The organism is Zhenhengia yiwuensis (genome assembly GCF_014384995.1).
GTDB classification, from domain to species: Bacteria; Bacillota; Clostridia; order Lachnospirales; family Cellulosilyticaceae; genus Zhenhengia; species Zhenhengia yiwuensis.
The window spans coordinates 1-13762 of the sequence record NZ_JACRSY010000017.1 but is presented as its reverse complement, the minus strand read 5'-3'; the positions used below and the strand labels follow the sequence as shown (position 1 = coordinate 13762).

The window sequence follows — 13762 nt, the reverse complement described above, 5'->3', positions numbered from 1 at the left end:
ATTGACATCTATAGGAGTTTATATGAAAAAACATAACACAATGAAAGACATTATTATTATTGGTTTTGCTTTATTTGCCATGTTCTTTGGTTCAGGTAACCTAATTTTTCCACCGTATTTGGGAAGATTAGTAGGAGAGCAATACGTTACAGCTATGATTGGCTTTATGATTATGGGGGTAGGTTTACCACTTTTAGGCGTTATGGCAACGGCTAAAGCCGGAGGAAGTTTTGATGAGATCGGGAATAAAGTAGGAAAGACCTTCTCTATTATTTTAATGACAGCACTTATTTTAGCTATTGGACCTTTTTTAGCTATTCCAAGAACAGCAGCTACAACTTTTGAAATTAGTATTAGACCTTTCTTACCAAGTGTAAGTCCTTTTATCATTATTGCTATCTATTTTGGGATTAACTTATTCTTTGTACTAAGTCCTAACTCTATTGTTGATATTATAGGTAAATTTTTAACACCTGCTTTACTGATTACGCTTTTAATTCTCATTGTAAAGGGAGTACTCGTACCAGTTAGTACACTTACTGACAATACTTTACCTAATACATTTACAGCTTCTCTTATTGAAGGTTATCAAACAATGGATGCACTTGCGGCAGTATGCTTTGGTGGAATTATTGTTACAACTATTAAATCTAAGGGCTATACAAGTACAAATGAAGTGATTAAAATGACACTTAAGTCCTCTTTAATTGCTATTGGAGGGCTTGGTATTATCTATGGTGGTCTTATGTATCTTGGTGCACATACGACAAACCTTGTAGGTGAAATTGAAAAGACAGCACTTGTTATTATGCTTGCTAAACAAATATTAGGAAGTGCAGGAACTGTCTTTCTCGCTGTAGCTGTTGCACTTGCGTGCCTTACAACTTCTATTGGGCTTACAACAACAGGTGCTACGTATTTTTCAAATTTATCTCGTGGTAAACTATCTTATAAAGTAGCTGCTATCCTTATTTCTGTTTTAAGTATGGCGATTGCGCTTCTTGGGGTAGATCATATTGTAGGCCTTACAACACCTATTTTAAAAATTCTTTATCCAATTATTATTGTACTTGTCCTTTTAACACTTATAGGCAAATATGTATCTTCATCATGTGTTTATAAAGTAACCGTCTATGTAACACTTGTAGTAGTACTTATTGATGTACTTGGAAAACTCTTTAATATAACTATTTTACAACGTTTAATGAGTTATTTACCTTTAAGTAGCGTAGATTTTGCATGGCTTACACCGGCACTTCTAGCCTTTGCAGTTTCTAAACTTTTTCTTTGTAAAACAGAAAAAACTGCTTAAAGGTATATTATAAAAACCTAGAAATTATAAATATTTCTAGGTTTTTAGTTTTGAAGGATAAAGTTAGGTATCTTTTGAGAAAATACACTTTATAAACTCATAAATTAGTCTAATTGACCATAAGTATTAAAAGTAATATTCTGGCATTTATGTATTGACATAAGCCAAGTTGTAGATTAGTCTAATAAAGGCTAAATAGAAAAAACTAGAGGGATGATACGATGAACGAACAAGAAATTTTACTTAAACAAACCTTTCATGAAGAATTGTTAGGTTTATATAAACGTATTGTAAAAGAATTAAAATATAAATCACCACGTCTATTAGAAATGATGAACAAATACGGTGGTTATGAAGCTGTTATTAAAATTCTTCCAACAGATGCTCATACATTTGACTTTACTTTACTTTGGGAACAAGAACGTCTAGATTTATCCATTGAAGCTTTAGTCACTAAGGAACGTTATAAAACACTTTTTCCACCAGACGTTATACAGTTTTGTCAAAAACGTCTTGATGAATATAATTATGCACCTAAAAAACTAAAAGAAGAAGATCCTCAGCTAGATGACTTTATTAATGATCTTTTTAATTTTGATACTTTAGTGCAAGCAGAAGAACCTGCACCGAAGGCACCATCTATTCCTAAATCTGATACAGATATTCTAGAAAGAAAAGTGTCACAAGAAGAATGGGAAGAACTTTTTGTAACACCTTCTATCTTTACATCAAAAAATCAAGATATGATCATTAAAATGTATGGATTAGGTGGCAAACATGTTACGCCAGGAGAAATAGGGGCTCAAGAAGGCTATACTACTAAATATCCATTTTATGAAGTTATTATGACACTTGCAAAACGTATTAAATCAGCCCTTAAATTAGAGGTGCCTGTTAATGAGATGGGTAAACCGGTTTGGTGGCAAATTCTATTTATAGGCATATATCATAACAATCAAGATTTTAGTTGGTCTTTAAGAGATGAGCTTATTCAAGCTCTTCATCATCTTATGGAAATTGGAACAATTGAAAAAGTAGAACGTCCTATTAAAGAAGATGAAACTATTCAAGAAGTGGAAAAAGTTATTCCAGTAGCTGAAGCTCAAGTAGAAAATCTACCTAGTACGGTAAGTAAGCCTGAAATCAAAGAAGCACCTATTGCCGAAGACGTTTCTATGGAAGTTTCTAAACCTAAAGTAGAAGAAACTTCTCTAGCTAGTCCTGAACCGGTATTAGAAGAAGTGGCTATAGCTGCAACTGAAACAGCTATACCTGCACCGTTGGAGATAGTAGATCAAGTATTAGATGAAACAGCTATTAAAGAAAATACTACCTGGGCAGCCCTTAAGACAGAATGTTTAGATTACTATGGTCCAGTTTGTGATTTATGTGGTTTTGATTTTGGTTACACTTATGGGGAAGCTTTTGAAAACTTTATTAAAGTTCATGTTATCAAACCTTATTCGGATGAAACCCTTCAGACTTTAGACCCTCATAAAGATCTAGTACCTATTTGCTGTAACTGTGATGCCGTTATTCATAGCAAAATACCAGCTTATAGTATTGATGAAGTAAAAGAAATGCTTGCAAAAGCTCAAAAAGACGTAGATTAATCCTCTACGTCTTTTTGTTTTATAGTTTGATAATCCATGTTATACTTTTTAAAAGGAGAGGATTTTATGAAGAAAACAGCACTTATTACAGGGGCTACAAGTGGGATAGGAAAAGCCTATGCTGTAGCTTATGCTGCACAAGGTTATCAGCTTATTTTAACAGGTAGGAGGCGAGAGCTTTTAGAAAGCTTTGCTCATGATCTTTCTACATATTTTAAAATAAAAGTAACAGTATGCCTTGTAGACTTTACGAATACAAAAGCTTTTAACTCTTTTATAAGTTATATTGAAACTGCCTTGCCTATTCATGTTTTAGTAAACAATGCAGGCTATGGCCTTGAAAAGAGTTTTACAGAAGATACATTTAATATACAATGGGATATGGTCAATGTACATGTTAAAGCAAGTATCCAGCTTGCACACCTCATTTCAGCTAACCTTAAAGCACTAGGACTTACAGGGACAATCATTAATGTTTGCTCATTAGCAAGTATGATTCCTTTACCTACATCTGCTATGTATTGTAGCACTAAGTCCTTTTTAGTTAAATTCTCAGAGTCTCTAGCTTTAGAACTTAAACCTTACGGGATTAAAGTACAAGCCTTATGTCCAGGATTTGTACACACAGATTTCCATGATAAATTAGGTATTGCTAAAGAAAAGTGTCATACAAAAGGCATTGTGACATGGATGGGACCAGAAGAAGTGGTTAAGGATTCGCTTAAAGCACTTAAACACAACTGGCAAGTCATCTGTATTCCAGGAATATGGAATAAAGCTGCTTATCAAGTACTTAAGATAGTTCCACGTAATCTTTATTATAAAGCGATTACAGAGTATGATTCTTGCTTTTCTACAAAGATAAAATAAGTATAATTTCCCTCTTTTAAGCACACTTTATATAAAGATAAGATTGCTTAAAAGGAGAATAAACCATGAAAAAATTACGTTTATTTGTGCTACTTTTAATACTTGTTACCCTAAGTAGCCTTATACCAACTTATGGCCTTGAACCTATTGACCTTCCAGAACCTCCTGCACCTAGTGAACCTGAAAAACCATCCTTTATCGTCTGTATCGATCCTGGGCACCAAGCCAAAGGAGATGGTAAAAGTGAAGCCGTAGCGCCTGGTAGTGGTCAAAGAAAAGCTCGAGTTTCTTCTGGTACAGCAGGCGTGGCTACAAAAAAAGCTGAATATGTAGTAAATCTTGAAGCTTCTATGATTCTTAAACAGCTTCTTGAAGAAAAAGGTTATACCGTTTATATGACACGTGAAAGTCATGATGTTAATATTAGTAATGCTGAACGTGCTGAATTCGCCAATCAAAAAGGTGCTCAAATGACTATACGTATTCATTGTGATAGCATTGGAAACAGCGGTAAAACAGGCGCAACCTTACTTGTTCCTTCCAAGACAAGTAAATATACGAGCGGTATTTACGAAAAGAGTAATGCCTATGCAGAGTGCCTAAAAACTGCGCTCAAAGAAAAGGGTGTTAAAGTAAATGGTATTTTTGAACGAGGAGATATGACTGGTTTTAACTGGTCACGCGTTCCAGTAGTGATCTTTGAAATGGGCTTTATGAGTAATTATAATGAAGACCGTATGCTTTCCGACCCAAGCTACCAACACAAGCTAATGGAAGCTGTTGTAGAAGCATTAGATATGTACCGAGACAATGAGCAATAAAAAGAAGTGCTTGCAAATTATTTTTGCAAGCACTTCTTTTTTTAATAATGTACATCTATCAAATGGAAGGTAATAGATTTATTACTCCATCCTAAATCATAAGGAACAAGAAGCCTATCTGTATTATGGCATGTTACAAGTGGATAACCTTTTGAATCTAATCCTGTTACAGTAGAAACATGCGTGATACGGCCTTTTTTCTCATAAGCTACAATATCGCCAGGACGAAGCTGGTAGGCTGATTGATAAACTTCTTTATAACTTCCCTTAGCGATGTAGGAAGCACGTCCACTACCTACCCAATAATTTTTAAAAGCCTGTGCATTCAGCCATGCCTTAGTTCCATCATTTGTATAATTCCAGGTACCATTCTTTTTAAATCCACCTCCTTCATAAAGAATCTGTGAAGCAAAGTTGGCACAGTCCCCACCTCTTGGGTTACAATTTAAATACTTTTTATTGTATCTAAATAAGTTCTCTCCTTCACCAATACCACACCACATATGAGCATAATCCACAGCCTTCTGTGTACGTTCATCTATTTTATAATCTGGAGCTTTATGATTCAGGATGAACTGCTTCATTTCTTCGGATTTCTCGTTAGTAATATCTAAAGAGTCTGCAAAGGGGTCTGTATACCATTCTTTTACGATTTTATAAGTACCATCTTTCTCTTGAAGATGAATATAGTGAGAAGTACCTAATTTGAAAGAAGTGATTGCTTCAGGGCTATCCGTATAACTATACGTAAATTCTGTAGCCACATTACAAGTCATTCCAAAAAGTCCATTTCCTCTATCACGTACTTTACGCATATGAATCTGGGAATGAATATCGTGGAAAGTAATCCCTTGTTTATCTGCCCAGTTTTTTAAATATTTAGCTTTAATCTCTTCATGTTCAAAGGCATATAACCCTGTTTTAATATGTGTATCATAAAGATCTTTTAAATGTTCTATATCTGTTTTAAGAAGGTCTTGATTACGACTTTCAAGAATCCCTTTTAAAATTTCTAAAAACTTAGCTTGTAATTCTTCCTCTGATAAAGGATGAGGATTATCAGAAGGTGTATTTTGATCCAATACCGTATCTTCTGTCGGTGGCTCTGGCAAAACAGGAAGTTCAATTTCAATAGGTAAATCATCTAGGTAAGTCGTTTCAGTAGCATAAATGCTACTAGATAAGCCTATACTAACAAGTATTGTGGCTATTATAAACTTTTTGCAATAGCTACATTTTTTCAAGGGGATGCTCCTTTCATATCAAAAATCCTTACTTTATAGGTTTTGTAAATTTTTAAAATTTATAGATGGAAAATATGGTAGAAACCTAATAGGAAAATAGAGCTAGAATGACAGTTCTAGCTCTATTTTTACAAATTGCTCTTGTTTAATAACTATCCTTATTTTTTTTTAGATATTATGTTATAATAAAGTACTGAAAAAATTAAGGAGGTCCTTATGGGAGAAAGAAAAGAAATTAAAATTACTACAGTAGAAGCAAAAAGACAGATGGATATTATTGCCCAGCTGTCACAACATATAAAAGACAAAAATCTTAAATTCTGCATCTCTACATTTGGTTGCCAAATGAATGCCCACGATTCTGAAAAAATCCAAGGGATGTTGAAACAAATAGGGTATATTGAAACAGATAAAGAAGCTGAAGCAGATTTAATTCTTTACAATACATGCTGCGTTAGAGAGAATGCTGAAAAGAAAATATTCGGTAAATTAGGCTACTTAAAACTTTTAAAACGTAAAAAACCAGATTTACTAATTGCTCTTTGTGGTTGTATGATGCAACAAGATGTAGTACTTGAAAACTTAAAGAAAAACTATAGACATGTAGATATAATCTTTGGAACTTATAACTTATATAAATTACCAGAGCTCCTTCAAACACGTTTTGAAACAGGTAAAGCTGTTATTGATATTTGGGATTCTCATCAAGATATTGTAGAAGACCTTCCAAGTGAACGTAAATATCCATTTAAATCTTGCGTTAACATTATGTTTGGCTGTAATAACTTCTGCACTTACTGCATCGTGCCTTACGTAAGAGGCCGTGAACGCAGTCGTAAAAAAGAAGATATCTTAAATGAAATTCGCACACTTGTTGCAGATGGTGTTAAAGAAATTATGCTCCTTGGCCAAAATGTTAACTCTTATGGTAAGAACTTAGAAGAGCCTATGACTTTTGCTCAGCTTCTACGTGAGGTAAATGCAATTGAAGGTTTAGAACGTATTCGTTTTATGACTTCACATCCTAAAGATTTAAGTGATGAGCTCATTACAGCTATGGCAGAATGTGAAAAAGTATGTAATAGCCTACATTTACCATTCCAAGCTGGTAGCAGCGAAGTATTAAGACGTATGAATCGTCATTATACAAAAGAAAGCTATTTAGAGCTTGTACGCAAAGTAAAAGAAGCTATGCCAAATATTGCTCTTACAACAGATATTATTGTTGGTTTCCCTGGTGAAACAGATGAAGACTTTGAAGAAACAATGGATGTTGTAAGACAAGTAGGTTTCTCAAGTGCCTTTACTTTCATTTATTCTAAACGTACAGGTACACCAGCTGCTACTATGGAAGACCAAGTGCCAGAAGATGTAACTAAAGAACGCTTCAATAGATTACTTGATCTTGTAAACAGTATGCAAGCTGATTATATGCATACTTTCTTAGAACAAGAAGTAAGTGTTTTATTTGAAGAGGTTAACAAACAAAACCCAGAGCTTTTAAGTGGTCGTACAAGTGAAGGCCTCTTAGTTCATGCTAAAGCAGATCATAGTTTAATCGGACAAACTAGAGCAGTTAAAATAACAGAGAACAAAACCCACTATTTAGTAGGTACTTGTTTATAGAAGGTGGTTAATATGAACGTAACACCTATGATGAGACAGTATTTAGACATCAAGGAAGCCAATCCAGACTGTATTTTATTCTTTAGACTGGGTGACTTTTATGAAATGTTTTTTGAAGATGCTAAAACAGCTTCTCGAGAGCTCGAAATTACTTTGACAGGACGTGATTGTGGCCTGCCTGAACGTGCCCCTATGTGTGGGGTACCGTTCCATGCAGCAGACAACTATGTAGCCCGTCTTGTAGAAAAAGGTTATAAAGTAGCTATATGTGAACAAGTTGAAGACCCTTCAGCTTCTAAAGGGATTGTAAAACGTGATGTAGTACGCATTGTCACACCAGGGACTATTTTAGAAGGTAATACGATTCAAGAAGGTAAAAATAATTATATTGTTTCTATTACAAGCGTAAATGAACAGTATGGGTTAAGCCTTTGCGATGTTACCACAGGTGAATGGCTTGTAACCGAGCTTGCTAATACAGAAGGGGAGCATAAGTTACTTGATGAACTTGCTAAATTCGCACCTGTTGAATGTATGCTAGATGAAGTTACCTTCACAGAAACAAAACTTAAAGATACACTTAAAGACCGTTTTAATGCAGTAGTTGAAATGATTCCAGCTCATGTTCTTGATAGAGATCTAAGTGAAAAATTACTTCTAAGTCATTTCAACATATTAAGTCTTGACGGTATTGGACTTAGTCAACATCCTGCATGTATACTGGCTGCATCTAGTTTATTAAATTACTTAAAAGAAACGCAGAAGAATGAACTTTCTCACTTAAGTCATATAAGCTATTACAATGTGAATGAGTTTATGCTCTTAGATAGTTCGACAAGACGTAATCTGGAACTTACAGAAACGCTCCGTGAGAAAAAACGTAAGGGCTCTCTTTTACATGTACTTGATCATACCCATACAGCTATGGGAGCACGTTATCTTAGAAAGTGTGTAGAGCAGCCCCTTATTCATAAAGATGCTATTAATGACCGTCTTGAAGCAACTTCAGAACTAAAAGACAATGTATTCTTAAGAGAAGAGTTAAAAGATTATTTAAATGCCATCTACGATATTGAAAGACTAGTAGGTAAAATCTCCTATGGTACGTGCAATGCTAAAGACCTCATTGCACTTAAGCAATCTTTAGGTGTATTACCAGATATTTATACAAGTCTTGAAAATGCTTCAAGCCCACTTCTTAAAGGGCTATATGAAAAGTTCGATTTACTTTCAGACTTATTTGAACGTATTGATGTAGCCATTATAGAAGAACCACCTATCTCTTTACGTGAGGGAGGACTTATCAAAACAGGCTATAACAGCGACATTGATGAACTACGTCAAATTAAAACGCATGGTACGAACTGGCTTTGCGAAGTAGAGGCGAAGGAAAAAGAAAAGACAGGTATTAAAAACCTAAAAATTAAATATAACAAAGTCTTTGGCTATTTCCTTGAGGTAACCAACTCTTATAGTAATCTTGTACCAGACTATTTTATTCGCAAGCAAACTCTATCGAACTGTGAGCGTTATATTACAGAGGACTTAAAAACCATAGAAGAGAAAATTCTAGGGGCAGATGAAAAATTACAAGCACTCGAATATACGCTTTTTACTGAGTTACGTGACTTTATTGCATCCCATATGGATAGACTGCTTAGAATGTCAGGTGTTATTGCCTCTTTAGATATGCTATGCTCACTAGCTACAGCGGCTGAGGTTAATAATTATGTTAAACCACTTATCGACGACTCTGATTGTATTGATATTCAAGATGGACGCCATCCAGTAGTGGAAAATATTATTGGTCATCATCAATTTATTGCCAATGATGTTTACCTTGATCAAGCTGATCATCAAATTAACCTTATTACAGGTCCAAATATGGCGGGTAAATCTACCTTTATGCGTCAAACAGCTCTTATTGTACTTATGGCACAGATTGGTTCCTTTGTACCTGCTACATCAGCTCATATTGGTGTAGTAGACCGTATCTTTACAAGAGTAGGGGCATCAGATGACTTAGCTTCTGGGCAAAGTACCTTTATGGTAGAAATGATGGAGGTTTCAAATATCTTACATCATGCTACCCAAAAGAGTCTTTTAATTTTAGATGAAATTGGTCGTGGAACAAGCACTATTGATGGACTTAGTATTGCTTGGGCTATTATTGAGCATATTGCTAATCCGAATAAACTAGGTGCTAAAACCCTTTTTGCTACCCACTATCATGAACTTACTGAATTAGCAGATACCATTCCTTCACTTAAAAACTACTGTATTCAGGTTAAAGAAATGGGGGAAACTATTATTTTCCTCCATAAGATTATTCCTGGTAGCGTAGACCATAGTTATGGTATACAAGTAGCTAACCTTGCTGGTCTTCCAAAAGAGGTTTTAGACCGTGCCCATGAAATTATGGATTCTATCGAACAGGCTTCTTCACGAGACTTACGTGATGTGGTTCAAACTTCTTCTAAAACGGTGCCTCTAATAGAAACAGCTAAGCAAATTGCTGTAGAACCAGTAGTATCTGCTGTGCCTGAGCAACTAGATTTATTTGTTTCTCATACAGAAAGTGAAATTGTTAAAACTTTAGAAAATCTAGATATTATGGACATTACGCCTTTGCAAGCTATGCAGATTCTGTATGATTTAAAAAAGAAAATAAAGGCTTAAGGAAGTGATTGATTGGCACTTATTAAATTATTAGATACTCATACTATTAATAAGATTGCTGCTGGTGAAGTAGTAGAAAGACCAGCATCTGTTGTAAAAGAACTTGTAGAAAATAGTATCGATGCCAAAGCTTCTTCTATTACTGTAGAAATTAAAAATGGAGGCATTGACCTCATTCGTATTACAGACAATGGCAAAGGTATTCCAAAAGATGAAGTAGAGATCGCCTTCTTAAGACATGCTACAAGTAAGATTCAGACAGCTGAAGATTTATCTCATGTCTTATCCTTAGGCTTTCGTGGTGAGGCCCTTGCAAGTATAGGGGCTGTCTCAAAAGTAGAACTTCTTACAAAGACACCTCATGACTTAACAGGTAAAAGGGTAGAAGTAGAAGCCGGTAAAATCATCAGCAGTGAAGAGATTGCCTGCCCAGCTGGAACCACCTTTATTATGAGACAGCTTTTTTACAATGTACCTGCTAGAAGGGCCTTTTTAAAGACTGTTTCAACAGAAGCTAGTAAAATTGCTGATGTAGTATATAAACTTGCCTTAGCACATCCTGAAATTGCTATTAAATATATTCAAAATAATAAGCTTATCTTTCAAACTAATGGAGGATATGATCTTCAAAGATGTGTCTTTAGCCTCTATGGCAAAGAAACAGCTAAGGATACAATTCCTTTTCATTATGAAAAAGATGGCATAGAACTTTCTGGCTTATGTGGATTAGCGACGCTTGCACGCGCTAATCGTAATTATGAGTTTTTCTTCATTAATGGCCGTTATATTAAAAGTCCATTGCTTCAAAAAGCCGTAGAAGAAGCTTACAAAACACTTATTACTATTGGCAAGTTTCCTTTTATTATACTGCACCTTAATCTAGCACCTGAGGAAGTAGATGTAAACGTGCACCCAACGAAATTAGAAGTACGTTTTAAAGAGAGTGACCGTATTTATAATGCTGTGTATGAAGGCGTACATCATCATTTATCAGCTGAGAATCTTATTCCTAAACTCACTAGTCTTACACCATTAAAAGTGCCTAGACAAGAACCTACACCTGTACCAACACAGGTACGTGTAGAAAGTTTCTTTGATAAGCCTCAGTTTAATAAATCTTATGATATTGGTAAACTGACTAGCTCACCTTTAAAACGTCAGGAAGACTTCAAAGTGGCTCAAACAGTTTATAAACCATTATTCGAAAATACATCTAAGACCTCTTCCTCATTAAGTGAAGAGGCATCAGCTTTGCCAAGTGTACCTGCAGAAATACCTAGTACTCATGCGAAAGAAAGTCAAGCTTTATATGTAGAAGCGCCATCTTCTCATATAAAGATAATAGATACAGTAGCTGAAACATCTATGGTATCCCCTCTGATACATGATATGAATCAAGAAACGGCACAAGTCAATGCGCCTTATAAGCCTGTGGAAGGTTTAGATTACAAGATTATTGGCCAACTTTTTAATACCTACTGGATCCTTGAATATAACGATCAAGTGATGATTATGGATCAACATTCAGCCCATGAGCGTGTCATGTATGAGCAGTATATGAAAGACTTTACTACAAGTCATGTATCTACTCAAATACTCCTTGTACCAGAAACTATGAATCTTCCTAAGGGAGAGCTACTCTTTATAGAACAAAACCTAGAATTACTTAATAAGCTAGGTTTTGGTATTGAGCTTTTTGGGGAAGAATCTATTATGATTCGTGAAGTGCCATATCTTTTCAATCAACCTATGAGTCTAGCAGCTTTTAAAGATATGCTAGATAGTATTGATCTTAAAAAGGTAACCAATCTCTACGAAATGAAAGAGGCTCATATTATTCAGCTTGCTTGTAAGAGTGCCATTAAAGCTTATGACCAGTTAACCTTTTCTGAATGCAAGGCATTAATTGAGTCTCTTTTGACCCTTGATAATCCTTATACATGTCCTCATGGCAGGCCTACCCTTGTTAAGCTCAGCAAGACAGATATTGAAAAAATCTTTAAACGTATACAGTAAGGTGAAATAATGAAAAAAAAACTTATTTTAATTGCAGGACCTACTGCATCAGGCAAAACGAAGTCTAGTGTACTACTCGCCCAACAAATAGGCGGTGAAATTATTTCCTGTGACTCTATGCAGGTTTACAGACGTATGGATATTGGTACAGCTAAAGTGCGTCCTGAAGAAATGGAAGGCATTCCACATTATATGATTGATGTATTAGAACCTACTGAGGGTTGTAATATTTCATGGTTTAAAGAGCAAGTTACACGTCATATTGAAGAGATTTCAATCCGTGGTAAAGTACCTATTCTGGTAGGAGGTACAGGTTTTTACTTAAATGCTATCTTATTTGATACACAGTTTGAGGAAACGGATACAGACCTTTCTTATCGTCAATCTCTTGAAAAAGAAGTGCGTATAAATGGAGCTGATTCACTCCATAAACGTCTTCAAGAAGTAGACCCTGTATCAGCTGAAGCTATTCATGCCAATAATGTAAAACGTGTTATTCGCGCTTTAGAATATTTTCATCAAACAGGTGTCCCTATTTCAAAGCATAATGAGAAAGAACGCAAAAAAAGAGAAGCTCTAACTTCTCCTTATGACTACACCTTCTTTGCACTAGATATGGATCGTGAAGTTCTTTATGATCGTATTAATAGGCGTATTGATAGGATGATGGATGAAGGGCTACTAGAAGAAGTGAAAGTACTTTATGATGAAGGATTTTCAGAAGATTTAACAAGTATTAAAGCTATTGGCTATAAGGAGTTCTATCCTTACTTTAGAGGAGAACTTACCCTTGATGCCTGTATTGATAAACTTAAACAAAATACACGCCATTATGCTAAAAGACAGCTTACATGGCTTAGACATCAAGCGAAACCTATCTTTATCCCTGTAGATCAATATGATTTTGATGCACAAAAAATAGTAGATGTTATGAAATCTAAAATACAAAGCTAAGTCAAAAAACTATATAAAATTTGGAAATAGATGTATAATAAAGAAGTATTCAGTTTATACTATCCGTAATGGAACTAGAAAATTTACGCAATATATAGACAAGTTTAGTATTATCCTATACAATTAATCTATTAAATCCTTAGGAGGGGTATATTATATGAGTAAAGCAATTAATCTTCAAGATTTACTTTTAAATCAGTTAAGAAGAGACCGTGTGTCTGTTACAGTATTCTTAACAAACGGTTTCCAAATTAAAGGTACAGTTAGAGGGTTTGATAATTTCGTTGTACTTTTAGAAAGTGAAGGCAAACAACATATGATCTATAAACACGCTATTTCAACTGTTTGTCCGTCAAAAACTATTAACCTGAATATTGCATCAGCAACAGAGTAATAGTCAAATATTGATATGCAAGGGATTTAACAAAATATAAAACCCTCGTCATATGTATAGCACGAAAATAATGACAACACATGTTTTCTTTAAATTTATAAGAATCATGTGTTGTGAACTGCTACCCGTCAAGTAGACAACTAAAAAAATAAAAACTTGGGCATGGTATGATAAAGTAGACACAAAGTTAAGATAAAATAGTGAAAGGTGGTCTACTTATGAGAAGAAGTTAT

At 34.8% G+C, this 13762-nt stretch carries 10 protein-coding genes; 9 read left to right on the top strand and 1 reads right to left on the bottom strand.

The window, feature by feature from the left end:
• Positions 1–22: 22 nt before the first annotated feature.
• The 4 genes from brnQ (at position 23) to H8718_RS11375 (ending at position 4616) form a co-directional block, all read left to right on the top strand.
• Positions 23–1312 (top strand): branched-chain amino acid transport system II carrier protein, encoded by a 1290-nt coding sequence (brnQ, locus tag H8718_RS11390; protein WP_249332993.1) that lies wholly within the window; start codon positions 23–25, stop codon positions 1310–1312.
• A gap of 221 nt (positions 1313–1533) precedes the next feature.
• Positions 1534–2925 (top strand): HNH endonuclease, encoded by a 1392-nt coding sequence (locus tag H8718_RS11385; RefSeq protein WP_249332992.1) that lies wholly within the window; start codon positions 1534–1536, stop codon positions 2923–2925.
• A gap of 66 nt (positions 2926–2991) precedes the next feature.
• Positions 2992–3795, top strand: a complete 804-nt coding sequence (locus H8718_RS11380; RefSeq protein ID WP_249332991.1) for an SDR family NAD(P)-dependent oxidoreductase — start codon at positions 2992–2994, stop codon at positions 3793–3795.
• A gap of 65 nt (positions 3796–3860) precedes the next feature.
• On the top strand, positions 3861–4616 hold the full coding sequence (locus H8718_RS11375) for an N-acetylmuramoyl-L-alanine amidase (protein ID WP_249332990.1): 756 nt from the start codon (positions 3861–3863) through the stop codon (positions 4614–4616).
• A 41-nt stretch (positions 4617–4657) separates the two neighbouring features.
• Here H8718_RS11375 and H8718_RS11370 read toward each other — a convergent pair whose 3' ends face one another.
• Positions 4658–5860, bottom strand: a complete 1203-nt coding sequence (locus H8718_RS11370; RefSeq protein ID WP_249332989.1) for an amidase domain-containing protein — start codon at positions 5858–5860, stop codon at positions 4658–4660.
• 216 nt (positions 5861–6076) lie between these two features.
• On the opposite strand from H8718_RS11370, the gene miaB reads away from it, so the two are divergent.
• The 5 genes from miaB (at position 6077) to hfq (ending at position 13529) form a co-directional block, all read left to right on the top strand.
• The gene (gene miaB / locus H8718_RS11365) at positions 6077–7486 is read left to right on the top strand and encodes a tRNA (N6-isopentenyl adenosine(37)-C2)-methylthiotransferase MiaB (protein ID WP_330597663.1); all 1410 of its coding nucleotides are present in this window, start codon (positions 6077–6079) and stop codon (positions 7484–7486) included.
• Between the two features lie 12 nt (positions 7487–7498).
• Positions 7499–10165: a DNA mismatch repair protein MutS gene (mutS, locus tag H8718_RS11360; protein ID WP_249332988.1), complete on the top strand. Its 2667-nt coding sequence runs from the start codon at positions 7499–7501 to the stop codon at positions 10163–10165.
• 12 nt (positions 10166–10177) lie between these two features.
• On the top strand, positions 10178–12181 hold the full coding sequence (mutL, locus tag H8718_RS11355) for a DNA mismatch repair endonuclease MutL (RefSeq protein WP_249332987.1): 2004 nt from the start codon (positions 10178–10180) through the stop codon (positions 12179–12181).
• Positions 12182–12190: 9 nt separating this feature from the next.
• Positions 12191–13135, top strand: coding sequence for a tRNA (adenosine(37)-N6)-dimethylallyltransferase MiaA (miaA, locus tag H8718_RS11350; RefSeq protein ID WP_249332986.1), 945 nt, complete (start codon positions 12191–12193; stop codon positions 13133–13135).
• 157 nt (positions 13136–13292) lie between these two features.
• Positions 13293–13529, top strand: a complete 237-nt coding sequence (hfq, locus tag H8718_RS11345) for an RNA chaperone Hfq (RefSeq protein WP_249332985.1) — start codon at positions 13293–13295, stop codon at positions 13527–13529.
• Positions 13530–13762: the final 233 nt, after the last annotated feature.